Annotated in this window: 20 protein-coding genes and 1 riboswitch; of the genes, 7 read left to right on the top strand and 13 right to left on the bottom strand. The window is 70.5% G+C overall.

The window, feature by feature from the left end; all coding sequences use genetic code 11:
* Positions 1–18: 18 nt before the first annotated feature.
* Positions 19–357: an ATP-dependent DNA ligase gene (locus ACIPY5_RS16520; RefSeq protein ID WP_309357535.1), complete on the bottom strand. Its 339-nt coding sequence runs from the start codon at positions 355–357 to the stop codon at positions 19–21.
* A 275-nt stretch (positions 358–632) separates the two neighbouring features.
* On the opposite strand from ACIPY5_RS16520, the gene ACIPY5_RS16515 reads away from it, so the two are divergent.
* The 3 genes from ACIPY5_RS16515 (at position 633) to ACIPY5_RS16505 (ending at position 1,965) form a co-directional block, all read left to right on the top strand.
* Positions 633–887: a hypothetical protein gene (locus ACIPY5_RS16515; RefSeq protein ID WP_400972532.1), complete on the top strand. Its 255-nt coding sequence runs from the start codon at positions 633–635 to the stop codon at positions 885–887.
* Between the two features lie 114 nt (positions 888–1,001).
* Complete coding sequence (locus ACIPY5_RS16510) at positions 1,002–1,166, top strand: hypothetical protein (protein ID WP_309357531.1); 165 nt, start codon at positions 1,002–1,004, stop codon at positions 1,164–1,166.
* A 73-nt stretch (positions 1,167–1,239) separates the two neighbouring features.
* Positions 1,240–1,965, top strand: a complete 726-nt coding sequence (locus ACIPY5_RS16505) for a phosphotransferase (protein WP_400972529.1) — start codon at positions 1,240–1,242, stop codon at positions 1,963–1,965.
* 277 nt (positions 1,966–2,242) lie between these two features.
* Here ACIPY5_RS16505 and ACIPY5_RS16500 read toward each other — a convergent pair whose 3' ends face one another.
* The 3 genes from ACIPY5_RS16500 to ACIPY5_RS16490 form a co-directional block, all read right to left on the bottom strand.
* A complete protein-coding gene (locus ACIPY5_RS16500) occupies positions 2,243–2,653 on the bottom strand; it encodes a cupin domain-containing protein (RefSeq protein ID WP_400972527.1) in 411 nt (136 codons plus the stop codon).
* 237 nt (positions 2,654–2,890) lie between these two features.
* Positions 2,891–3,919 carry a zinc-dependent alcohol dehydrogenase family protein gene (locus ACIPY5_RS16495; protein WP_400972525.1) on the bottom strand — a complete coding sequence of 343 codons (1,029 nt, stop codon included), beginning with the start codon at positions 3,917–3,919 and terminating at the stop codon, positions 2,891–2,893.
* Positions 3,920–3,930: 11 nt separating this feature from the next.
* Positions 3,931–5,208: a multidrug effflux MFS transporter gene (locus tag ACIPY5_RS16490; protein WP_400972523.1), complete on the bottom strand. Its 1,278-nt coding sequence runs from the start codon at positions 5,206–5,208 to the stop codon at positions 3,931–3,933.
* A 102-nt stretch (positions 5,209–5,310) separates the two neighbouring features.
* Between ACIPY5_RS16490 and ACIPY5_RS16485 the strand changes: the two genes are divergently transcribed.
* A complete protein-coding gene (locus ACIPY5_RS16485; protein ID WP_309356969.1) occupies positions 5,311–6,204 on the top strand; it encodes a helix-turn-helix domain-containing protein in 894 nt (297 codons plus the stop codon).
* A 275-nt stretch (positions 6,205–6,479) separates the two neighbouring features.
* On the opposite strand, the gene ACIPY5_RS16480 is transcribed toward ACIPY5_RS16485, so the two are convergent.
* Positions 6,480–7,271 carry a class I SAM-dependent methyltransferase gene (locus ACIPY5_RS16480; RefSeq protein WP_400972521.1) on the bottom strand — a complete coding sequence of 264 codons (792 nt, stop codon included), beginning with the start codon at positions 7,269–7,271 and terminating at the stop codon, positions 6,480–6,482.
* 137 nt (positions 7,272–7,408) lie between these two features.
* Here ACIPY5_RS16480 and ACIPY5_RS16475 point away from each other — a divergent pair, with 137 nt between their 5' ends.
* On the top strand, positions 7,409–8,197 hold the full coding sequence (locus ACIPY5_RS16475; RefSeq protein ID WP_400972519.1) for a helix-turn-helix transcriptional regulator: 789 nt from the start codon (positions 7,409–7,411) through the stop codon (positions 8,195–8,197).
* 183 nt (positions 8,198–8,380) lie between these two features.
* Here the strand turns inward: ACIPY5_RS16475 and ACIPY5_RS16470 are convergent, their stop codons facing one another.
* From ACIPY5_RS16470 to ACIPY5_RS16460, 3 genes are all read right to left on the bottom strand, one after another.
* Positions 8,381–10,501 (bottom strand): MMPL family transporter, encoded by a 2,121-nt coding sequence (locus tag ACIPY5_RS16470; RefSeq protein ID WP_400972517.1) that lies wholly within the window; start codon positions 10,499–10,501, stop codon positions 8,381–8,383.
* Between the two features lie 259 nt (positions 10,502–10,760).
* Positions 10,761–12,527 carry a glycoside hydrolase family 3 protein gene (locus ACIPY5_RS16465; RefSeq protein WP_400972514.1) on the bottom strand — a complete coding sequence of 589 codons (1,767 nt, stop codon included), beginning with the start codon at positions 12,525–12,527 and terminating at the stop codon, positions 10,761–10,763.
* Positions 12,528–12,539: 12 nt separating this feature from the next.
* Positions 12,540–13,847, bottom strand: a complete 1,308-nt coding sequence (locus ACIPY5_RS16460) for an MFS transporter (protein ID WP_400972512.1) — start codon at positions 13,845–13,847, stop codon at positions 12,540–12,542.
* 211 nt (positions 13,848–14,058) lie between these two features.
* Between ACIPY5_RS16460 and ACIPY5_RS16455 the strand changes: the two genes are divergently transcribed.
* Entirely contained in the window at positions 14,059–14,724 is a 666-nt protein-coding gene (locus ACIPY5_RS16455) for a TetR/AcrR family transcriptional regulator (RefSeq protein WP_400972510.1), read from the top strand.
* A gap of 460 nt (positions 14,725–15,184) precedes the next feature.
* On the opposite strand, the gene ACIPY5_RS16450 is transcribed toward ACIPY5_RS16455, so the two are convergent.
* The 3 genes from ACIPY5_RS16450 to ACIPY5_RS16440 form a co-directional block, all read right to left on the bottom strand.
* On the bottom strand, positions 15,185–16,018 hold the full coding sequence (locus tag ACIPY5_RS16450) for an energy-coupling factor transporter transmembrane component T family protein (RefSeq protein ID WP_400972508.1): 834 nt from the start codon (positions 16,016–16,018) through the stop codon (positions 15,185–15,187).
* The gene (locus tag ACIPY5_RS16445; protein WP_400972506.1) at positions 16,015–17,466 is read right to left on the bottom strand and encodes an ABC transporter ATP-binding protein; all 1,452 of its coding nucleotides are present in this window, start codon (positions 17,464–17,466) and stop codon (positions 16,015–16,017) included. The genes ACIPY5_RS16450 and ACIPY5_RS16445 overlap by 4 nt, the downstream gene beginning before the upstream one ends.
* Position 17,467: 1 nt before the next feature.
* Positions 17,468–18,109, bottom strand: a complete 642-nt coding sequence (locus ACIPY5_RS16440) for an ECF transporter S component (RefSeq protein WP_400972504.1) — start codon at positions 18,107–18,109, stop codon at positions 17,468–17,470.
* A riboswitch (TPP riboswitch) is annotated at positions 18,105–18,214 on the bottom strand. It overlaps the preceding gene by 5 nt.
* 107 nt (positions 18,215–18,321) lie before the next feature.
* Between ACIPY5_RS16440 and ACIPY5_RS16435 the strand changes: the two genes are divergently transcribed.
* Positions 18,322–20,046 carry a D-alanyl-D-alanine carboxypeptidase family protein gene (locus tag ACIPY5_RS16435; protein ID WP_400972503.1) on the top strand — a complete coding sequence of 575 codons (1,725 nt, stop codon included), beginning with the start codon at positions 18,322–18,324 and terminating at the stop codon, positions 20,044–20,046.
* Between the two features lie 226 nt (positions 20,047–20,272).
* Here ACIPY5_RS16435 and ACIPY5_RS16430 read toward each other — a convergent pair whose 3' ends face one another.
* Positions 20,273–22,456, bottom strand: coding sequence for an ABC transporter ATP-binding protein (locus tag ACIPY5_RS16430; protein ID WP_400972681.1), 2,184 nt, complete (start codon positions 22,454–22,456; stop codon positions 20,273–20,275).
* An 89-nt stretch (positions 22,457–22,545) separates the two neighbouring features.
* Positions 22,546–24,273, bottom strand: a complete 1,728-nt coding sequence (locus ACIPY5_RS16425; RefSeq protein ID WP_400972500.1) for an ABC transporter ATP-binding protein — start codon at positions 24,271–24,273, stop codon at positions 22,546–22,548.
* Positions 24,274–24,311 lie beyond the last annotated feature (38 nt).

Here is a 24,311-nt window from a genome sequence, read left to right as displayed (position 1 = left end):
CACGGGAGCGCCGCGCCGTCACTGGATCTGGCTGCTGTCGTCGACCTGCATCTCGTCGACCTGCGTCGGCTCGGGGATCAGCCGGAGTCCTCCCGGCGTGTTCGCCAGCTGGCTGAGCGCCTCGACCCACAGCCGGTTCAGGGGCGGTCGACGGCTGCCGTGGTAGGTGAAGACCATGTTGCAGGAGGGATGGATCCAGACGGACGTGCGCCCATGCCCGATGCTCGGGTCGTCCTTCCAGGTGAAGTAGAACGGCTCCCCGCGGCGGAGTTTGTTGGCCACCACCATCTGCACGTGGGCCAGCGCACGGTCGTCCAGATCCGCATGCGTCCGGCCCTCGTAGCTGAATCTGCCCATCTCGCCCACCGTCTCCTCGAGTCGCTCCCGCGTATCGCCCTCCCCACATCATGGTCTGCGATGGGCAGGCGGGGAGTCACGGACACGATCGTCACGCAGACGCGGATCCTGGGCAGCTCCTGCCGCTCTGCAGGCACCTGCGCGAGGGCGACGAGCGCCGCCTTCGTCGTCGATGCCGCGCCTGCGGCAGCGCTAGACCCCACCGGCCGGGCTGTCAAGAGCCGTGACGCGGGTCGATGCAGGACCCATGCTCGTCCGTGGACGAGGGGAGTGAGATGTCGATGACGACACCGGCCCGCTTCGAGATGCGCAGGCTCACGGAGAACGAATGGCTAATCCTGGACGACGGCTTCGACCGCACCGACGCGCGGCACACGGTCGCCTGCGTGAGCCGGGTCTCGGCGGCGCAGGTCGAGGTGATCTGGCTGCAGCCCGTCGCCGAGCGGATCCGCTACGCCTCCGTCGCCGACGTGCTGGAGGCCGTGAAGAGCGCCTCGCCGCAGCCCCTCGCCGGCGACGGACCGGTATGAGACGACAGCCCTTGCCATCCGGAAGCCCCCGCCGTCAAGCCCCTGTGCAGCGCTGATCGTCCCCGCCTACGGTGGGTCGGCGGTCGCAACAGCGACGCCTGGAAGGAGTCCGTCATGAACATCCTCTTCGTCATCATCATCGTCGTGGCCATCATCCTGGCCATCACGGGTGGTCTCGTGCAGTCCCTGAACTTCCTGCTCTGGGTCGGTCTGGTGCTGCTCGTCCTCGCGGTGATCGCCTGGCTGCTCCGGTCGATCACGGGTCGCCGGACGCCCTGACGGGCCCCAGGTCGGGAGACGGAGAGCCGGCGTCGCCGGCTCTCCGTCTCCCCTGTAGCGGCAGGATGGATCCATGAGCATTCCCGCCGACGACGTGACCGTTCCCGATCGCGTGCGGGAGCTGGCCGGATCCGCCGCCCTCACACCGGTGTGGGAGAACGGGATCGGCGGGTTCACGTTCCGCAGTGACGACGGCCGCTACCTGAAGTGGGGGCCACGGCATCGCGAGTCGACGATGCGCGCGGAAGCCGAGCGGATGCGCTGGGCGAGCGCGTGGACCCTCGTGCCGCAGGTCCTGGATCAGGGCGAGGACCGGACGCACGAGTGGCTCGTGACGGCGTCGATCCCCGGGCGCAGCGCCGTGGATCCGTCCTGGATCGCCCGGCCGGAGACCGCGGTGCCCGCGGTCGGATCCGCGCTGCGACGGCTGCACGAGGCGCTGCCGGTCGCGGAATGCGCGTGGAGCTGGAGCGTCGAGGACCGGATCGCGAACGCCGCGGAGCGCGGGATCGTGGTGCCGGAACGCCTGCACGCGGCCCCGGCGATCGACCGCCTCGTCGTCTGCCACGGCGACGCCTGCGTGCCGAACACCCTGCTCGACGACACCGGTCGCGGCATCGCGCATGTCGACCTCGCCCTGCTCGGAACCGCCGACCGCTGGGCCGACATCGCAGTCGCCTCGATGAGCACCGAGTGGAACTACGGCCCCGGATACGAGGACCTCCTCATCGAGGCCTACGGCCTGGAGCCGGATCGCGAGCGCCTCGCCTACTACCGCGATCTCTGGGACGCGACCTGAGGCGTCGGCCAGGAACCGTGTGCGCCGGTTTTCGCTCCCCACTTCCGAGTCGTCCCCGCCAGCGGACCCTATGGCGTGCGCTCACGGGGACGACTCCTCCGTGGTGACTCCCCCACTTTCGAGTCGTCCCTGCCAGCGGACCCTATGGAGTGCGCTCACGGGGACGACTCCCTCGTGGTGACGCCCCACCTTCGGGTCGTCCCCGCCGGCGGATCCCCTGGCGTCCGCTCACGGGGACGACCCGGAGCTGGGGCGGACGCGACGGACGGCGGCAGCGTCACTCGGCGCGGGACCGGGCGTACTCCGCCTCCGCGACGTGCTCCTTCCAGATCGTCGTGGTGGCGGGATCCTCGCCTGCCTCGAGCATCGCGAGGTGCTCCATGAAGCAGTCCTCGGTGGCACCGTGCCAGTGGTCCTGACCGGGAGGGGTGTAGAGCGTCCGCCCCGGATGCAGTTCGACGACGTGTCCCTCCCGATCGCCGACGAGGGCGACGCCGCTCGTCACGCGCAGATACTGCCCGCGGGCGTGCGAGTGCCACGCCGTGCGGGCGCCGGGTGCGAACCGCACCAGGGCGACGGTCATGCGCTGGTCGGCTTCGTGCGGTGCGGCGATGCGGTCCAGCCACACATCGCCGTGGAACTGCTCCGGCGGGTTCCTGACCGTGGGCACGGCGGATTCGATGTTCATGTCGGCTTCTCCTCTGTTGTCACTTCTTCTTCTCTGAGTCGTCCCCCTGAGCGGACCCTATGGCGTGCGCTCACGGGGACGACCGGAATCTGGTCTCGCCGTACATCCGGGTCGTCCCCGTGAGCGGACCCTATGGCGTGCGCTCACGGGGACGACCGGAATGCGGGGGTCACCGGCGAGCCGGGCGGATCCACCGGGGCACCGGCGAGCCCACGAGCCGGACGGATCCGCCGGGCCTCACTCGGTCGTGAGCAGGACCTTCGTGGCGCGGCGCTCGTCCATCGCGCGGTAGCCGTCGGCGGCGTCCTCGATCGACAGCGTCAGGTCGAACACGGCACCGGGGTCGATGCGCCGCTCGAAGATGAGATCCACGAGCTCGGGCAGGAAGCGGCGCACCGGCGCCGGGCCGCCGTGCAGGTGCACGCTCGAGAAGAAGACCTCCGCCCCGTCGAGCGCGACGTCGTGGGACACGCCCACGAAGCCGATGTGCCCGCCGGCGCGCGTGGCGCGGATCGCCTGCTCCATCGACTCCTGAGTGCCGACGGCCTCGATCGTCGAGTGCGCTCCGAGGCCGCCCGTCAGCTCCTTGATCCGCGCGACGCCCTCCTCGCCGCGCTCGCTCACGATGTCGGTCGCGCCGAAACGGCGGGCGAGTGCCTGGCGATCGGCGTGGCGGGACATCGCGATGACCCGTTCCGCGCCGAGCTGCCTCGCCGCCAGAACGCCCAGCAACCCGACCGCGCCGTCGCCGACCACGACGACGGTCTTGCCGGGACCGGCCTCCGCGGCGACCGCGGCGAACCAGCCGGTGCCGAGCACGTCCGACGCCGCGAGCAACGAGGGGACGAGGTCGGCGGGCGGCTCCCCCGGCGTCACGACGAGCGTGCCGTCGGCGAGCGGGATCCGCGCGTACTGCGCCTGCGTGCCGACCGAGCCCATCATCACCTGATGCACGCAGCGGGACTGATAGCCCGCCGCGCAGATCTCGCAGGTGTTGTCGCTCGCGACGAAGGATCCGACGACGTAGTCCCCTGGTCGGATCCGGGCCACCTCGCCGCCGACCGACTCGACGATCCCGACGTACTCGTGGCCCATGCGCTGACCGCCCGCGCGGATCGCCTCGGCGCCGCGGTAGGGCCACAGGTCGGACCCGCAGATGCAGGTGGCGGTGACGCGGATGATCGCGTCGGTCGGTTCGAGGATGACGGGCATCTCGAGCTCTTCGGTCCGGACATCGCCCGGGGCGTGCATGACGACTCCACGCATGATGGTTCTCCTCAGTGTGCGGTGGTGACGGTGGCAGTGGTGGTGGTGGAAGGGCCGCCGAGCCCGGGAGCAGCGGCGCTGCCCGGGCGGGGGCGGGCGAGCACCGCGAACGAGACCGCGGCGAGGACGGTCGCGGCCACGGTGACCAGTCCGAGCGGCAGGATGCTGGCGGCGCCCGCGATGCCCACGAGCGGGGCGGCGATGCCTCCGAACCCGAATCGGACCATCCCGAGCAGCGACGAGGCGGTGCCCGCGATCTGCGGATACTCCACGAGCGCGAGTGTGGTCGCCGGCGGTGATGCCGTCGCGACGCCGCTCGCGAGGGCGAAGAGCGAGACGAGCACGACCCAGAGCGGCATCTGGGCGATCCCGGCGGCCAGCAGTCCGAGGGCGCCCAGGCCGGTGATCGCGATTCCGGCGGTGAGCGTTCCGCGGACGCTCCACCGCTCGGCGGCGCGGCCCGCGACGTAGCCGAACACCATGAAGCCCGCCGAGTTCGCGCCGAATGCGAGGGCGTACCCCTGCGGCGTCAGGCCGTAGATGTCCTGAAGCACGTAGGTCGCGCCGGCGAGGTAGGCGAACACCGCCGCGTACAGGAAGCCCTGGCTCAGCACCGCGCCGAGGAAGATCCGATCCGCCAGCAACGTGCGGAAGTCCTGCAGCGTGCGCCCCAGCCCGCCGACCGTGCGGTCGGCAGCGGGAAGGGTCTCCCCGAAGACGAGCAGGGTGATCAGCAGGATCGCGGATCCGATCACGGCGAGGAACAGGAACAGTCCGCGCCAGTCGGCGACCGTGCTCAGCGCGCCGCCGAGGAGCGGTCCGACGATCGCGGCGAACCCGCCCACCACCGTGAGACGGCCGTAGAAGCGGATGAGGGCCCCGCCGGCGTACACGTCGCGGCCTGCGGCCTGCGCGATCACGATCCCGACGCCTCCGGCCAGGCCCTGCACGAGACGGGCCGCGATCAGCAGGCCGACGGAGGGCGCGGCCGCGCAGAGCAGGGAGGTGCCGATGTAGGCCGCGACCCCGATCAGCAGGATCCCCCGTCGTCCGAAGCGGTCCGAGAGGGGGCCCGCGATGAGCTGGCCGAGTGCGAGCCCGATGAGGCACGCGGTCACGGTCAGCTGGGCGATCGAGGTCGCGGCTCCGAGTTCGCGGGTGAGGGCGGGGAGCGCCGGCAGGTAGAGGTCCATCGAGATCGGACCGAACACCGTGAGCAGGAGCAGCAGCGACGGCAGCAGTCTCGAGGCCATGGGCGGAGCGGCGGATCCGAGGTCGGAGCGGTTCATGGACACCACTCTCCGCTCGATTCCGCACCGGTGGGAGTCCCTGTCGAGGGGTGTACCGGCAGGGCCTCCCTCCGGTGCCGGGATCGGCCTAACCTGCTGTGCATGGACAACAGAGCCGAGGTGCGCGAGTTCCTCATGACCCGCCGCGCTCGTGTCTCCCCCGAGGCCGCTGGGCTGCCCGCGGGCGCGAACCGCCGTGTGGAGGGTCTGCGCCGGAGCGAGGTGGCCGCGCTCGCCGGCGTCAGCGTCGAGTACTACGCGAAACTCGAACGCGGCGCGATCGCCGGAGCCTCGGCGGCGGTGCTCGACGCGCTCGCCGACGCGCTGCAGCTCGACGACGCCGAGCGCGCCCATCTCCTCGACCTCGCTCGCGCCGCGGACGGCATCCCGACCAGCGGTCGTGCGCGCCGGCGTGGCAGCGGGCGCCCGGCGCCGCTGCGTCCGAGCCTGCAGTGGGCGCTGTCGTCTATCACCGATGGGGTGGCGTTCGTGCGCGATCCGCGGCAGAACCTGCTCGCCACCAACGCCCTGGGCCGGGCGTTCTACTCCCCCGTGATCGGAGACGGCGGGCGCACCCCGAACCTCGCCCGATTCCAGTTCCTGGATCCGGCCGCCCGTGACTTCTACCCCGAGTGGGATCTGTTCGCGCACATGTGCGTGGGCGTGATGCGGGCGGAGGCGGGGCGGGATCCGCACGACACCGCGCTGCAGGAGCTCGTCGGCGAACTGTCCACCCGGAGCGAGGTCTTCCGCCGACTGTGGGCCGAGCACGATGTGCGTCGCCACGGGGCCGGCACCAAGCACTTCCACCACCCGGTCGTGGGCGACCTGACGCTCGCGTATGAGGAGCTGGCGATCACGGCCGAGCCCGGCAACGTGCTCCTCGTCTACACGGCGGAGCCGGGTTCGCCGTCGGCCGAGGGTCTCGCGCTGCTCGCGTCCTGGGCGGCCACGCAGGAGTCCGAGCGCCCGTCGATCTCCGCCGCAGACGCCTGAACCCTCCCCGCGCCCCACTCTTCTTCCGAGTCGTCCCCGCCAGCGGATCCCATAGCGTGCGCTCACAGGGACGACTCGAAGATGGCGACTCCCCCACCTCCGGGTCGTCCCCGCCAGCGGACCCCACGGCGTGCGCTCCTAGGGACGACTCGAAGATGGCGGCTCCCCCACTTCCGGGTCGTCCCCGCCAGCGGACCCCACGGCGTGCGTTCACGGGGACGACTCGGAAGTAGAGGACGGCGGGGGCGGGGCGGGGCTGCCCGCGAGGGGGCGGGTCACACGCGGCAGAGGATCTCGCCGTGGAGGAGCGAGAGCCAGCCGTCCTCGCTCGCGGCCCACTCGCGCCAGCCGTCGCTGACCCGCTGCAGATCCTCAGGGGTCGCCGCTCCCGCATCCAGGAGCTGGGGCGCGATCGCGGAATCGAGGATCCGGTCCGCCCACATGCCGCCCCACCACGCGCGGTCCTCCTCATTCGCGTAGCACCAGGTGCTCGAGGTCGCCACGACATCGGTGAGCCCCGCCGCGTGCGCCCACGACAGCAGCACCCGGCCGGCGTCGGGCTCCCCTCCGTTCGCCAGGGCCGCGGTGCGGTAGAGATCGAGCCAGGTGTCCAGCGCCGGCAGGGCGGGCCACCAGCGGAAGCCGCCATAGTCGCTGTCGCGCACGGCGACGATCCCGCCCGGCTTCGTCACCCTGGCCAGTTCGCGCAGCGCCTGCACCGGATCCGCGACATGCTGCAGCACCTGGTGCGCATGCGTCACGTCGAAACTGTCATCGGGGAAGTCCAGAGCATGCACGTCGGCGACGCGGAACTCGATGTTCGTCACGCCGCGCTCGGCCGCCGTGGTGCGGCTGAGCTGCAGCTCCTCCGCGCCGATCTCCGTGGCGACCACCTCCGCGACCAGCCCCGCGAGGTCCGCCGTGATCGTGCCGGGTCCCGCGCCCACATCGAGCAGGCGATCCGTCGGACGCAGGTGCGGCAGCAGGTGCGCGGCCGAGTTCTGCGCAGTGCGCCAGCGGTGCGATCGCAGCACCGAATCGTGGTGTCCGTGGGTGTAGGCGGCCATCGGCTCTCCTCTGCTTCGGGGGTCGTGGATCCCAGCGTTCCGGTTCGGCGCACCGCGGGGAAGACCGTAGTCTTCCTAGGAGCGCCGCACCCTCGTTCGGCGGCGCTCGCCGAGGGGAAGGATCCAGGAGGCCGCGGATGTCGAACGCACTCGGAGACTTCCTCCGCGCCCGGCGCACGGACGCCCGGCTGGAGACCGAGGCGCCGCGGCCCGGCGCGCGTCGCCGCACGACGGGCCTGCGTCGCGAGGAGGTCGCGACCTCCGCCGGCATCAGTGCCGACTACTACACGCGCCTCGAGCAGGGACGCGAGACGCACCCCAGCGATGCCGTGCTCGATGCGCTCGCCCGCGCGCTCCGGCTCGACCCCGACGCCACCCACCACCTCCACCGGCTGCGCGATGCCCACCCCGCCACAGCGCGCCCCGAGCCCGCGGCTTCTCCCTCCGTCGACGACGCCCTCGTGGCGCGCATGACGATGCTGGTCGATGCGGTGCGCCCCAACCCGGCCTATGTGCTCGACCGTCTCAGCACGGTCGTGGCAGCGAACCCGGAGGGGCTCGCGCTGCACGAAGGGCTCGCCGAGCTCCCGCCCGCTCAGCGCAACACCTGCCGCTCCCTGCTCCTCGACCCGCGGGCCCGCACGACGTTCGTGGAGTGGGAGGACCTGGCGCGCGGCGCGGTGGCGCACCTGCGCGCGGCGAACGTCGACGATCTGCAGGATCCGCAGCTCGTCGCGCTCGTCGCGGAACTGAGCGCGCAGAGTCCCCTGTTCCGCACCTGGTGGAGCGGACATCTCGTGCAGCGCCGACGCGGCGACATCACGCACGTGCGCTCTGCCGATGGCGCCGTCACCGCCCGCCGCTACGAGGTGCTGCACCTGCCCGAGGACGGCGTGCGGATGACCCTCTGGCTGCCCGCCGCCTGACGCCCCGCCCACTTTCCGGCGTCGTCGAGCGATCGAAGCGAGACCGGGGTCATTGAGCGAGCGAAGCGAGACGAAACGCGGTGCGCTCGCGGATCGGATCCGTCGGCGCACCGCGTTTCGTCTCAGTCGCCTGCGGCGTCTTCGCGCAACGACCCCGAGGAGGGACGCGCCTCAGGGCTTCGCTCAACGACCCCGAGGAGGCGAGGAGACGAGGTCCCGGTCGGGATCCGTCTCCGTGGACGCCTTGACCTGCGGCGAGCGCCGCAGGCGTCCTGGCCACCAGATCCGGTCCCCGACGAGGGCGAAGATCGCGGGCACGATCACCGTCCTCACCACGAGCGTGTCGACGATCACGCCGACGCCGACGATCAGGCCGAGCTGTCCGAGGGTCACGAGCGGCAGCACCCCGAGCGCGGCGAACACCGCGGCCAGCACGATGCCCGCGCTCGTGATCACGCCGCCGGTGTGCGCGATCGCCTCGACCATACCGGCTCTCGTGCCATGCGCGGCGGCCTCGGCGCGGGCGCGGTGCACGAGGAAGATCGTGTAGTCGATGCCCAGTGCGACGAGGAACAGGAATGCGAGCAGCGGCACCTGCAGATCCAGCGCGTGCTGGCCGAACAGCACCCGGCTCAGCCACGCTCCCGCACCGATCGCGGCGAGCGCGCTGGCGAGGTTCACGACGAGCAGGAGCACGGGTGCCACGACCGAGCGCAACAGGACCAGCAGCACGAGGAAGCTGACCAGCAGCACGAGGGGCGCGATGAGCAGCAGATCCTGCTGGTTGCCGGCGCGGGCGTCGAGGTCGGTCGCGACCGCCCCGCCCACCACCGCGTGCGCATCCGGCACGGCGTGCACGGCGTCGCGCAGCTGGGTGATCTGACTCAGGCTCTTCGCGGTGCTCGGCGCGTACTCGCTCGTCACCATGATCTTCGTGAGGTCTCCGTCCGCCGTGGTGCCGACCGGCTGCACGCGCACGACCCCCTCGACGTCCTTCGCCGCGGTGACGACGTCCTGAGCCTGCGCCGTGTCGGCGACGACGAGGATCGGCTGCGCCTCGCCCGCGGGGAAATGCGCGGAGAACACCTGGAGCCCGGCCGCCGACTCCGACGGCACGCGGAACTTCTCCACCTGGTCGAGCCCGACCGCGGTGCCGAACAGGCCCGCGGCCATCACGGCGAGGAGCGCGCCACCCGCGAGCAGCGCCACGACCGGGCGCTTCACGACGCCTCCCGCGATCCCGCGCCAGACCCGTCCCTGCCGACGCTCGTCGCCGGGACGCGGCACGAACGGCCAGAACACCTTCCGGCCGCACACGGCGAGGATCGGCGGGAGCAGGAACAGCACCGATCCGAGCGCGATCAGCAGCCCGATCGCCGAGGAGATCCCGAGCCCGTGCGTCCCCGGGATTACGGCCAGCACGAGTGTCAGCAGCGCGAGCACGACCGTGACGTTCGAGGCGAGGATCGCCGGTGCCGTCTTCCGCCAGGCGGTGCTGAGTGCGCGACGGTGATCCGGCTCCTGCTGCAGCTCTTCGCGGTAGCGGGAGATCAGGAGCAGCGCGTAGTTCGTGCCGGCGCCGAAGACCAGCACGCTGATGATGCCGGCGTCGAACTGCAGGCCCCACGCGGATCCGGCCGCCGCGGTCATCCGGCCCGCGAGTCCGTCCGCCAGCGCGACGACCACGAGCGGGATCAGCCACAGGATCGGCGAGCGGTAGGTGACGATGAGCAGGATCGCGACGATGAGGATCGTGACGATCAGCAGCGTGAAGTCGGCACCCTCGAACGAGGACGCGACATCAGCGCCGAAGGCGGGGCCTCCGGTGACCTGCAGCTCGAGGCCGTCCGGCGCGTGCGCGGCGACGTCGGAGCGCAGCGCCGCGATCGCCTTCGCGTTCTCGGCGTTGGCGTCCGACGTCGTGATCGGTGTGATGATCACCGCGGCCTTCTCGTCATCGCTGACCACGGGTCCCGACGGGTCCGCCGCCGCGCGGGCGCCCAGCACGGGGACCAGCTCCTTCAGCCCTGCCAGGTCCGCCTCCGACAGCGCCGCACCGTCCTCCCTCGATGCCACGACGAGCACCGACTGCCGATCGGCGTTCGGGAAGGTCTTCAGGAGCTCGGAGACCCGGGTCGACTCCGATGAGACGGGCGCCTGCGCGTTGCCGCCGGGAGCCTTGGCCGAGCCGAAGGCGCCGAACAGGAGGACCATGAGGAGAAGGACGAGCCCGAGCGAGATCCACGCGCCGCGGCGCGAGGTCAGAGCATCGGAGAGGCGCGAGCGCACAGCGGGATCTGACATGCCTCCAGTCCATCGCCGCACGCGCCCCGTGCCATCGTGCACAAGGTTGATCGAAAGATCGATCGAAGGGACGAGACAGGATCCCCCAGGGGCTCCTTCGGCGTCTTCGCTCAACGACCCCGGGTGGGAACCTCATCCGGACGCGAGCCGGATCGGGATCCCGCTACCGCTCGAAACGCCGAACGCGGCCTCCCGGAGGAGGCCGCGTTCGTGGTGCCGGGCGCCCCGAGTTCTCGGAGCGCCCGGGGCAGAAGGGGCGTCAGTACCGCAGACCGTGTCCGAACCGGAAGGTCGGGTTCTCGGTGTCGAACGCCACATCGGTGCGGCTGGCCGCGACCGCCGCGTCCGAACGAGGCAGATCGAAGGGCAGCGCACCCTGCGGTCCGCGCTCGCCGAACAGCACGCGCAGCACAGCCGCGTCGGAGGCGCCGTAGTCCGCGAGCACCGCGCGGGCCGACTCCTCGAGGCCTCCGAGGACCGCGGGACGGTCCAGGTAGACGTCGATCACGGTGGGCACCGACTCGGCGATCGCGGTCAGGCGCGTGTGCTCCTCGGCCGGGAACTCCAGCGATCCCGAGTGGAACAGGTCGCTGAACCCGCCGCGATCGCGGTCCTCGAAGGGGGCCTTGATGCGCAGGATCGCGACGTCGGCCTCCTCCGGGGTCTCGACGACGGTCGCGTAGGCGGCGAGCGTCTCGGCGGCCACGCCCTCGGCGTAGACCTTCACGCCCCGGGTGAGGGGCAGGATCGCGTCGGTGTTGGTGAGCAGTGTGAGCGAGTCGCTCTGCGCGTCCAGGCCCTCGGCGACGAAGTCGGCCCGGCCGACGACGGCCTCCGCGCTCTCCTCGTCGACGAACGGGTTCTCGAACAGGCCGAGCCGGAACTTCTCGCGCAGCAGCCGCCGCACGGACACGTCGAGGCGGTCCTCGGAGACCTCGCCGCGCTCGACGAGCCCGAGGAGCTCCTCGGTGCACAGCTCGCCGCCGAACTGGTCGATGCCCGCGTCGAGGGCCTTGACCATGCGCTGCGGCCTGGTGAGGTGCTCGACGCCCCAGGCGCGGGCGGGCATGTCGGCGCCGAACACGACGACGTCGGTGAGCAGGCCCCAGTCGGTGCAGACGATGCCCTCGAAGCCGAGCTCGTCGCGCAGCAGGTCCGTGAGCACGCCCTTGTTGAAGCCGAAGCCGACCTCTTCCCAGTCGGTGCCGACGGGCTGCCCGTAGTAGGGCATCATCTGGGTGGCGCCGGCGCCGATCGCCGCGATGAACGGACGCAGGTGGTAGTCCCGCGCGTCGCCCGGGTAGACCTGCTCCTTGCCCCAGGCGAAGTGCGGGTCCTCGCCGTCGAGCTGCGGACCGCCACCCGGGAAGTGCTTGACCATCGTCGCGACCGAGTCCGCCCCGAGCTCCTCGCCCTGGAAGCCGCGGATGTAGCCGACCACGAGTCGCGAGGTGAGGTCCGCGTCCTCGCCGAAGGTCCCCGCGATCCGCGACCAGCGCGGCTCGGTGGCGAGGTCGATCTGCGGGTGCAGCGCGACCCGCAGGCCGACCGCGAGGTACTCCTGCCGCGCGATGTCGGCGAAGCGCTCGAGGCGCTCCGGGGATCCGAGGGCCGCGAAGCCGAGCGTCTCCGGCCACTGCGAGAACGGCCCCGCCATGAGCGAGGTGAGCGGGTTGTCGCTGAACGAGTGCCGCGGGTCGGTCGACAGCGTGATCGGAATGCCGAGCGGGGTGTCCAGCGCCATCCGCTGCAGGGCGTTGTGCCAGGCGGCGAACTCACGACCGCCGGGGGCGGCGCCGAGCAGGTTGAAGTGGCTCATCCGGCGCTTGCGCACCATCGACGCGATCGAGGGGAGTCCGAAGGTGGGGTTGCCCTCGTCGAGCTCGGCGAAGGCCGCCATGGTGTGGAACAGCATCCCGACCTTGTCGGCGAGCTCCATCCGGCCGAGCAGATCCTCGACGCGCTCGTCGATCGGCAGGGAGGCGTCGCGGTAGGGCAGCACGGCCTCGTTCACGGTGTCCGTCATGTCTCTCGTTCCTTACTTGGTGGCCTTGATGAACCAGACGCAGATCGCGCCGAGGATGCTGAGCACGATGCCGATCGGGAAGAGCGCTGCGTAGCCGAACGCGAGCACGATCGCACCGGCGATGCCGGGGGCGAAGGTCTGCGGCAGGGTGGCGGCGATGTTGACGACGCCGAGGTCCTTTGCGAACGACTTGGCAGAGGGCAGCACCTGGCTCATCAGCGCGGTGTCGACGGCTTGGAACATGCCGAAGCCGAAGCCGATGATCGCCGTCATGATCAGCCACGAGGTGAAGTTCGGCCACACCCAAGGCAGCGCGAGGGCGACTCCCATGACCACCGAGGAGCCGAAGACGAACGGCTTGCGGCGGCCTACCTTGTCGGAGAGCGGACCAGAGATGATGGTTGCCACGATCGTGCCGACGAGGCCGATGATCCCCAGCAGGGGAATGACCGTGTTGGGCTCCTTCACGCCGAGATAGTCGCTGAGGATGTAGAGCTGGTAGCCCGTGACACCGAAGTAGCCCGTGTAGAGAAGCAGCCGTCCCGTGAACGCCCAGAAGAAGTCGGGATGCTTGACGGGGTTGACCCAGAACGTGCTGATGAAGTCCCCGAAACGGAACGGCTCCCTCGCGAAGTTCGTGCTGGGGTGGTCAGGGTTGAAGGCGACGAAGAGCCCCAGCACGATGAGGGCGAACACCGCGAAGAAGATGTAGCCCGCGACCATGCTGTTGAACAGCAGCGAGCCGACGACCTGTCCGCCGAGCGCGCCGGCCATGAGCCCGATGCCGGAGAGCGCGGCGAAAGTGCCACGGCGGGCGACCGGAACCCGGTCGGGCAGCACCGCGCTCAGCGGTCCCTGTGCGATGTTGTAACCGACCTGGACGAGGCACCAGGCGATGAGGATGCCGACGAAGGAGTTGGCGAACGCAAGCCCCGTCAGTGCGAGCCCTCCGGCGAGCGCTCCGACCAGGATCCACGGCGCGCGGCGCCCGTACTTCGAACGGGTGCGGTCTGAGATCTGTCCGGCAATGGGCTGCGCGACCAGCGCGCACAGGGCGCCGACGGTCGCGATGATCGCGAACGTCGCCACCTTCTGCTTGGGGTCCGGGTAGAGAAGTTCGATCTGATGCGGCAGCAGGATGCCGGGCACGGCACCCCAGATCACGAAGATCGCGAAGTTCGCGGGGATGATCCAGCCGAGCAGCCGCCGGACGCCCTTGATCGGCGCGGGCGGGTCGTCCTCGCCGGAGGCGGTGGCCACGAACGTGGTCTCGGTGATGGGCGGACGCAGCTCAGGGGCGTCAGAAGAAGTCGACGACATTGTCAGTCCTTGGTTCGGGATGGGACTACGGGTTCGGGTCGTGCTCACCGGATCCGACAGGGCTGGTCCTTGCCCCGCTCGCCCGGTAGAGGCACGCTAGCATGAAAACCGGCACAAGTGTAGGTTTTTGTTCCGGAGGCCCTTTCCTCCATGGATCAGGACCGTGCAGAACCCCGCACGACACCCCGCCGACGCATACGATGGGACACCGATGACGACCGAACGCGGATACACGACGGGCCGCGCCCGGCGGGAGCGGATCATCGCGGCGGCGACCGCTCTCTTCGGACGCGTCGGCTTCAACAGCGCCACGATGCTCGAGATCGCGCAGGTCTGCGAGATCTCGCGCGCCGGGCTCGCGCACCACTTTCCCACGAAGGAATCGCTCATGGAGGCGGTGCTGGAGACCAGGGATCTCGAGGATCGCGAGCGCTTCCGGCGCAACGGCTCGCAGGGCCAGGACGGCATCGGGATCCTGCGCGGCATGGTCGATCTGGCCCGGCACAACACCGAGGTCGGCGGGATCATCGCCCTGTACGCCGTGCTGTCCGCCGAGGCCGCCGACCCCTCGCACCCCGCGCACGAGTACTTCGTCCGGCGCTACCAGCGGATCCGCTCCGGCACCGCGAAGGCCCTGCGCGACGCACGGGTCGCAGGGCACCTCGCCCCGCACGTCGACGAGGACCGCGCCGCCGCCGAGCTCACCGCCCTCATGGACGGCCTGCAGCTGCAGTGGCTGCTGGATCCCACGTCCGTCGACATGGCCGAGACCGTGCGCCGCCGCATCGAGGAGCTGCTCGTGGTGCCTCTCGCGGTCGCCGGCTCGCCCGGCGCGGGAGAGCATGTGGCCACGATATCCACGTCCGCGCGGGCCTGACGCTCAGCTCCAGACGAATCGGTAGGTTCGACATATGCTCGACAAACAGTGATCAAGGGAGATCGTCATGAAGAAGATATTCGCGTGGATTTCGGCCGCGGCAATTGTGTGCGGCGTCGCAATACTGGCATCACCTGCGTCGTACGCTGACGTCAAAAGTCCGCAAGCATCACGCGAGCTTTCGGCTCCATCGATTTCGTTGTCCGCACTAAGGGTCAAGATGTTGCCGACCTGCGGCGGCTCAAGCGGCCAGATTGAATGGAATCCTTGGCCTATTCAGTACTGGGAATGGTCCCGACAGTCCAATGGACTGTGGACCGGCGTGCAGCACGTTTACTATGCGGGTGCTGGATGGGTGACATCAAATCCAATCTTTGACGTCCCCTGCAAGAAGTAGTCTCTGAGGACGTCATGAATCGGCGAGTGATTCATGACGTCCTCGCTGCCAGCGCCTGAGCGATCAGCTCCAGACGAAGCGGAACGTCCCGAGCAGCACCGCGGCGGCGATCGACAGCGCCATGATCGCCGCGCCTCCGGCGAGCGCGATCGCGTCCCGTCCGGACAGCCGGGACGGACGGGACCAGGTGCGCGGGATGTCGGATCCGAATCCGCGCGCCTCCATCGCGAGGGCGAGCTTGGTGCCCCGCCGCACGGCGAACACGAGCAGCACGAACGACATCGTGAAGAACCGCCGCAGCGCACCACGGTCCCCCACCCCGCGCGCCCGGCGGGCGAGCGACATGGTGCGCCAGTCGTCCAGGAACAGGCCGAGCATCCGGGTGCCCGCCAGTACACCCAGCACGAAGCGGCTGGGCAGGTGCGCGACCTGGGCGAGGGCGTCGGCGAGCTCGGTCGGATCCGTGCGGGCGAACAGCAGGATCGTCGGCAGCCCCAGCGCCACGACGCGGATCGACACGGCGATCGCGAGCTGGATCGATGCCTCACTGATGTGCGCGAACCCGAAGCTGAAGAACACCTGCCCGCCCGGAGCCGCGTAGAGCAGCATGCTCACGCCGGCCACAGGGGCGATCACGAGAAGCAGCGCCAGCCGGCGCAGCACCGTGCGGAGCCGCAGCCCGGTGAGGGGGATGCACAGCAGCTGCAACCCGATCGCGACGACCCCGCTCGTGACGTCGATCGACGCGAACAGCGGCACCGACAGCAGCAGCGCCAGCACGATCCGGGTGACAGGGTTGACCCCGTCGATCCAGGCGCGCACCGGATTCGACGCGCCCGAATGGCTGCTCCCGGCCGACGCATCGAGCGTCTTGCGCGCTTCGAAGCCCGTGGTCATGCGGCCAGCTCGATCCGGTGGCCGCCGAGATGGCGGATCACGTCGGCGTCGTGGGTGACGGCGACGACGGCCGTGCCACGGGCGATCTCCTCCTGAAGCAGGCTCACGATGCCGATCCAGCCGCGACGGTCCTGCCCGAAGGTCGGCTCGTCGAGCACGATCACCGCGGGCGCGGCGGCGAGCACGGTCGCGACCGAGAGCCGGCGCTTCTGCCCGCCCGAGAGCGTGAAGGGGTTCGCGGCGGCGAGCGCGGTCAGCCCGAGCCGCTCCAGCAGGGCGTCCACGACCGCGTCGATCCGCTCCTTGTCCCAGCCGAGCGCGCGCGGTCCGACCGCGAGTTCGTCGCGCACGGTCTGCGTGAGGAACTGGTGCTCCGGATCCTGGAACACCATCCCGATGCGGGTGAGCAGTTCGCGCGACGTCCAGCGGATCGGATCCCGCCCGCGTCGCCCGCGGAGGCCCTCCGCGGCCTGAACGGTGCCGTCGAGAGCGTCGAGGAGTCCGGCGAGAGTGAGCGCGAGCGTCGACTTCCCCGCCCCGTTGGGGCCGACGATCACGGTGGCCGCACCGTCCGGCACGGCCAGGTCGAGTCCGGTCTGCACGGCCCGCCGCCGATCGCGGGTGACGGCGAGGCCACGGGTCGTGAGGACGGACGCCTCCGACGCGGGATCCACCACCGGCAGCGCCGGCAGGCCCACAGGATGCCCCGGCACCCAGACGCCTGCTTCCGCCAGGGCCTCACCATGCACCAGGAACACCTCGTCCGGGGTTCCGTCGGCGAGCAGGCCGCCGTCCGCGCCGACCACGATCACCCGGGTCATCAGCTCCGCCCACACGGCGGTGCGGTGCTCGATGACGACGAGCGTGGCGCCGGTGGCGGCCACGACGCGCTCGACGCTCGCGCGGATCTCCTGCACGCCGTCGGGGTCGAGGTTGGCGGTCGGCTCATCCAGCAGCAGGAGTCCCGGTCGCATGGCGAGGGCTCCGGCGAGCGCGAGCCGCTGCTTCTGACCGCCGGAGAGCGCGGCCGTGGGCCGGTCCAGCGGCACGTCGAGGCCGACGGCGTCGAGCGCTTCGGCGACGCGGGCGGGGATGTCTTCCGCGGGCACGCCGAGGTTCTCGCAGCCGAAGGCCACGTCGTCGCCGACCTTGCTCAGCACGACGCCGGCGTCCGGATCCTGCAGGACGAGGCCGATCCTGCCCCGCCGACGCTCCGGGTCGGATCCGTCGACCTGCAGGGATCCGCGGCTCTCCCCCTCCTCGGCGTCGCCGAGGAGGCCCGCCATGCCGGTCAGGAGCGTCGACTTGCCGGCGCCCGACGCACCGAGCAGGAGCACCCGCTCCCCCGGCTCGATCGTGAACGTCACGTCGCTGACCGCGGGCAGGCGGCGGCCGGCGTAGCGCCAGCCCCACCCGTCCGCGACGACGCGAGCGGCACCCGCGGTCATGTCAGACCTCGCGGCGGAGCTCGCGTCCGGCGGCGAAGCGGCTCAGAGCGCCGGTCGCGGCGAGGGCGCGCACGAGCAGCCAGCCGAGGACGCCGGCCAGCAGCGCGCCCGAGACGACCAGGGCGCCGAGGTAGATCGTGTTGAACTCGACGGACTTCAGGATGTTCGGCGAGCTGCCGTAGAACAGCTCGAACAGCCATGCGCCCGCGGCCGCGCCGACGCCGGCGAGGGCGGCGACGGGCAGCGAGAACCGGCGGTACAGGAAGATCGCGAAGATCAGTTCGGCGCCGAGGCCCTGCGCGATGCCCTCGAGCACCGTGGAGACGCCCCAGATGTTGCCGATCAGCATCGACACGATCGCCGCCACGACCTCGACGACGAGTGCGGCGCCGGGCTTGCGGATCACGAGCCCGCCGACCACGCCGCCGAGCAGCCAGATCCCGACGGCGACGCCGCCGAGGCCGGGGGTGAGGCCATCGGCCGCGGTGAACCAGGCGTAACCGATGGTGTTCCAGACCCAGAAGACCAGGCCGATCGCGACGCCGAGCACGGCGGCCACGACGATGTCGACGACGCGCCAGTTCAGGCGGCGTGCGACCGCCCCGCTGTTGTTCACGTTCTGTGCGGTTGCAGATGCATGCATGAGAAATGCTCCTCCCTGCGCCGGCATGATCCGGATCAGGTTCGACGGTCGAAGCGCGATTCGCTCCCTCTCAGCCCGGCTCGCCGGACTCCCGTGGTGATTCGCCCATCCTAGCCCCGCCGGACCGCACCGGCGACCGTCTCGTCACACGGCGTGACGGGAGAACGCCCGCGATACCGGCTGTTGACAGGGCCGCCAGATACGGTAGGGGGGTGAACAATGACGACGGTCCGGGGGCCGCCCAGGTCGATCCGAAGATCGCCGACGCCGACGCACCCGCTGCCGACGCCTCCCGCGCGGCCATCGACGAGCGCGCACCGGAACCGGCAGCACTGTTCCCCGCCGCATCCGAGCCGGCCGAGCCCGCGCCCTTGTTCCCTGTGTCTGAGACGCCCGTGGCGGAGCCGCTGTTCCCCGCGCCGGCAGAAGCCCCCTCCGCGCCCACTGCCCCTCCCCGCGCCGGGTCGCCCGCTCCCATCGCGTCGCCCGCTCCCGTTGCGTCGCCGGGGCCCGCCCCCGCAGCATCACCTGCCGCCGGTCCCGCCGCCGCGACCCGCACGGCACAGCCGCTGCCTTCGGCATCGCTCGTCCGCGGCCCCGACCGCGCCCCGACCGCGGCGCTCGCCTGGGTCGACGTGGCCCGGGTCGGCACCGGCGGTGCCGCGGCCGCCGCAGCATCGTCCCGCGCACTGCTGGACGACGCCCCGCATCGCAGCCTCGCCCGCCCGGCCGTGCTGCTGCCGCTGGGCGGGGTGCTCGCCCTCGTCATCGCGTACGGCGCCACGACCGCGCTCTGGCCGCTCAACGCCGTGCAGCCCGTCGCGTCCCCGGTCGCGTTCCAGCCCGCCGCCGCACCCGCCGCTGCCGCCGCGTGGCCGGCGACGGGCAGCGCCGCCGTGGGCGTCGCCGGCATCGGCACCATCGCCTCCGCCGAGCAGCACGCGCCGATGGCGAGCATCACGAAGCTCGTGACGGTGCTCGCCTCGCTCGACAAGATGCCGCTCAAGGCCGGCGAGCAGGGTCCGTCCTTCGCCTTCACGCAGGCCGACAGCGACGACTACTGGGACTACCTCCGCCAGGATCAGTCTGCGCTCGACGTCCCGGTGGGCGGATCCCTCACGCAGTACCAGCTGTACGAGGGGATCCTGCTCGGCTCGGCGAACAACTACGCCGACCGTCTCGCCCGCGAGGTGTGGGGCTCGGATGAGAACTACGCGGCCGCTGCGAATCAGTGGCTGAGCCAGCACGACCTCGCCGACATCACGGTCGTGACCCCCTCCGGCTTCGACTTCGGGAATGTGGCGACCCCGCGCGCACTCATCCAGCTCGGTCAGATCGCCGAGAAGAACCCGGTGATCGCCGGGATCGTAAAGCAGAAGAGCGTCGAACTGCCCGGCGCGGGCGTCGTGAAGAACACCAACGGGCTCATCGACGACGCCGGCATCGTGGGAATCAAGACCGGCACGATCGGCGACGGCGCCGACACCCGCTACAACCTGCTCTCGGCCAAGGACGTGCCGGACGGCGACGCCACCGTGCGGATCTACGTCGCGGCCCTCGGGCAGGACAGCGATGCGGGTCGGGTCGACGCCTCGCGGGCTCTGTACGCGGGCCTCGAGGCGGCCCTGAAGGACCAGCCGCAGACGGTGGAGAAGGGTGCGACCCTCGGCACCGTCGACACGGCGTGGGGCGAGACCACCCAGGTCGTGGCCGCTGAGAACGCCCGGGTCGTGCTGTGGAACGGCGCCTCCGCGACGGCGACCACGAAGTTCTCTCTCGGCGACGAGTGGAAGGCCGGCGAGAAGGCGGGCACGCTCAGCCTCAAGGGGCCGCTGGACTCCACCTCGGTGCCGCTGGAACTGCGCACGGCCTTGAACGGTCCGAGCTTCTGGTGGCGCCTCACGCATCCCCTCGAGCTGTTCGGCCTGACGAAGTAGGCACCGGTTCCGGCAGGAACACGGTTCCGGACGCGACCGGGATCCGGTCCGCCGCCTCCATCCACGCGATGCGGCCTCCGCCCGGGCGATGCCGCCTCCGTCCGGGCGATGCCGCCTCCGCCCGGGTGATGCCGCCTCCGCCCCGGTGATGCCGCCTCCGGTGACGCGGAAGCGCCGCCGCCCTGCGAACAGGACGACGGCGCTCACGTCGGTGCGGGACGGGGTGTCAGACCCTGTCGTCCTCGATCTCCCACGACGAGTTCTCCGGCGACTCGGCCGACTCGATGACGCGCTCGGCGACGGCGACCGGGGCGGTCCCGGATCCGATCACCGCGGCGGCACCGGCCTCGACCTCGGACGCGACGGAGCCGTCCGCCGGCACCGTGACGGTCCCGGTGACGAGCGCCTCGTCGGCGTCGGTGTCGCTCGCGGCCTGCTCGAACTGCGACTGGTACAGCCGCCAGTACGCGCCCTGCGCTGCGATGAGCTCCTCGTGGTTGCCCTTCTCCACGATGTCGCCGTGCTCCATCACGAGGATGAGGTCGGCGTCGCGGATGGTGGACAGGCGGTGTGCGATCACGAACGACGTGCGTCCGTTCCGCAGGGCCGCCATCGCGTGCTGCAGCAGCAGCTCGGTGCGGGTGTCGACGGCCGATGTGGCCTCGTCCAGGATGAGGATCGACGGCTGGGCGACGAACGCGCGCGCGATCGTGATCAGCTGGCGCTCACCGGCCGAGACGTTCGAGGCGTCCTCGTCGAGCTTCGTCTCATAGCCCTCGGGGAGAGCGTGCACGAAGCGGTCGACGTAGGTCGCCTTGGCGGCCTCGATGACCTCGTCATCCGTCGCGGTCGAACGGCCGTAGCGGATGTTCTCCCGGATCGTGCCCGCGAACAGCCACGGATCCTGCAGCACCATGCCCGTGCGCGAACGCAGGTCGGAGCGCTCCATCTGGGCGATGTCCTGCCCGTCGAGGAGGATCCGTCCGCCGCTCAGCTCGTAGAACCGCATGATGAGGTTCACCAGCGTGGTCTTGCCCGCGCCGGTCGGGCCGACGATCGCGACCGTCTGGCCGGGCTCCACGCGGAACGACAGATCCGTGATGAGCGGACGGTCCTCGCTGTAGGAGAACGCGACGTGCTCGAACTCGATGACGCCCTTGCCGTCCGTGACGGTGGGGGCATCCTCGGCATCGGGATCCTGCTCCTCGGCGTCCAGCAGCTCGAACACGCGCTCGGCCGAGGCCGTGCCGGACTGCACGACCGCCGCCATTCCGCCCAGCTCGCTGAGCGGCTGGGTGAACTGCTGCGAGTACTGGATGAAGGCCTGCACGTCGCCGAGGCGGAGCTGGCCGCTCGCGACCATGAGCCCGCCCAGCACGGCGAGGCCGACGTACGTCAGGCTGCCGATGAAGGTCATCGCGGGCATCATCAGCCCGGACAGGAACTGGGCCTTGAACGCGGCCTGGTAGAGCTCCTCGTTCTCGACCTGGAACTTGTCCAGCGCGTCCTTCTCGCGACCGAACACCTTGACCAGCGCGTGGCCGGAGAAGGCCTCCTCGACGCGGGCGTTCAGGCGGCCGACCTTCTTCCACTGGATCCCGAACGCCTTCTGCGAACGCGGTCCGATGACGCCGAAGATCACGGCCATGAGCGGCAGCGCCACGAGGGCGACGAGGGCCAGCTGCCACGAGATCGAGAACATCATGATCAGCACGCCGACCACCGTGAGCACCGAGGTGATCGCCCCCGACAGCGACTGCTGCATGGTCTGCGTGATGTTGTCGATGTCGTTCGTGACACGGGAGATCAGCTCTCCGCGCTGCACCTTGTCGAAGTACGACAGCGGCAGGCGGTTGATCTTCGCCTCGACGTCCTCACGCAGGCGCCACATCGTGCGCACCATGATGACGTTGATCACGTAGCCCTGGATCCAGCTCAGCAGCGCGGATCCGACGTAGATCGCGAGCACCGCGGTGATCACCCAGCGCAGCTGGTCGAACTGGATCCCGTCGCCGACCTTGAACGGGCCGAACGCCGCCACCATGTCGGCGAACTGGTTCTGCTTGGCCGCACGCAGCGCCTCGACGACCTGCGCCTGCGTGGTGCCGTTCGGGAACCCGGGGAAGCCGTTCTGCGGCTTGGCGAGCTGGAGCGAGGTGAATCCCTCGTAGATGATGTTCGTCGCGTTGCCGAGCACCTTGGGCGCGGCCACGGCGAGCACGACGCCGAGCGCCCCGAGGATCGAGACGAGCACGAACCACACGGCGCTGGGCTTGAGCAGCCCGATCATGCGCTTGAAGCTCGGACCGAACTGGCTCGCCTTGCCGGGCGCGGGGCCGTCGAACATGCCCCCGCCCTGCTGGCGCGCCTTCTCGGCCTGCTCGGCCTCTTCCTTCTCGGCGTCGGTCATCTCGACGGTCGCCGTCGATCCGCCGGAGTACTTCGCCCGGCGGGCCTCCGCGCGCTCGGCGCGCGCGGCCTTCTTGTCCACGTTGTCGCTCATGCGTCCACCCCCAGCTGCGACTCGACGATCTCTCTATAGGTGTCGCTCGTCTCGAGCAGCTGCTCATGCGTGCCGACGGCGACCATGGTGCCGCCCTCGAGGACGACGATGCGGTCGGCGTCGGTGATCGTCGACACGCGCTGAGCGACGACGATCTTGGTGACGTGCGGAAGCTCCCGCCACAGCGCCTGGCGCAGCCGGGCGTCGGTGGTGAGATCGAGCGCCGAGAACGAGTCGTCGAAGACGAGGATCTCGGGCTGGTGGATGATCGCACGGGCGATCGCGAGCCGCTGGCGCTGGCCGCCGGACACGTTCGTGCCGCCCTGGGCGATGTTCGAGTCCAGACCGTCGGGCATCTCCGAGACGAAGTCCCTGGCCTGGGCGATGTCGAGCGCGGCCCACAGCTCCTCGTCCGACGCGTCCTCGCGCCCGTAGCGCAGGTTGGAGGCGATCGTCCCGCTGAACAGGAACGGACGCTGCGGCACGAGCCCGATGCTCTTCCACAGCGCGTCCACGTCGGCCTCGCGCACGTCCGTGCCGCCGACGAAGGCCGCCCCGCCCGTGACGTCGAACAGCCGCGGGATGAGCGAGATCAGCGTGGTCTTGCCCGCGCCGGTGGATCCGACGATCGCGACGGTCTCACCGGGCTCCGCCGCGAAGCTGATCCCGTGCAGCACCGGCGACTCCGCGCCGGGGTAGGTGAAGGAGACGTCGTCGAAGGCCACGGACCCGGGGACCGGGAAGGCCTTCACGCCGTTCTCCGGCCGGGTCATGCTCTGCTCGGCGTCCAGGACCTCGCCGACGCGCTCGGCGGAGACCGCGGCGCGCGGGATCATCATGGCCATGAAGCTGGACATGATGATGCCCATCATGATCTGCCCGATGTACTGCATGAAGGCGAACAGCGTGCCGACCTCGACCGTGCCGTTGTTCACCTCGATGCCGCCGAACCAGATCACGCCCACGATGGTGACGTTGAGGATCAGCATGAAGAGCGGGAACAGCAGGACGAAGAGCGATCCGACGTTGCGGCCGACGACCATGATGTCGGTGTTGGCGCCGCGGAAGCGCTCCTCCTCGATGCGCTCGCGCACGAAGGCGCGCACGACGCGGACACCGGTGAGCTGTTCGCGCATGATGCGGTTGACGTTGTCGAGCTTGCCCTGGTAGCTGCGGAACAGCGGGACCATACGGCCGATGATGATGCCGGCGACGATGAGCAGCGCGGGCACCGAGACGGCGATCAGCCAGCTCAGACCGAGGTTGGTCTGCAGCGCCATGATGATGCCGCCGATCGCGAGCAGCGGGGCGGTGATGAACATCGTCGAGCCCATCATCGCCAGCATCTGCACCTGCTGCACGTCGTTCGTGTTGCGGGTGATCAGCGAGCCGGCCCCGAACTGCGAGACCTCGCGCTCGGAGAAGCCGCTCACGCGGGCGAACACATCGGCGCGGATATCGCGCCCGAGGCTCATCGCCGCGCGGGCGGCGAAGTAGGTCGCGATGACGGACGCGATGATCTGGCCGAGCGAGACAGCGAGCATGAGCCCGCCGTGCGACCAGATGTAGGCGGTGTCGGCGTTCGCGACGCCCTTGTCGATGATGTCGGCGTTGAGGCGCGGCAGGTACAGCGAGGCGAAGGCGCTGCCGAACTGGAACACCAGGACGCCGAGCAGCAGCCACTTGTAACGCTTCAGATAGCGGAAGAGGATCTTTCCGAGCACAGGCGGACTTTCCTTGTGGGAGCGGACTTCCCGAGGGG

The organism is Microbacterium sp. NPDC089698 (assembly GCF_044749045.1).
Lineage (GTDB): Bacteria > Actinomycetota > Actinomycetes > Actinomycetales > Microbacteriaceae > Microbacterium.
The sequence above is the reverse complement of the archived record's forward strand: the minus strand, read 5'-3'. Positions and strand labels throughout refer to the sequence as shown.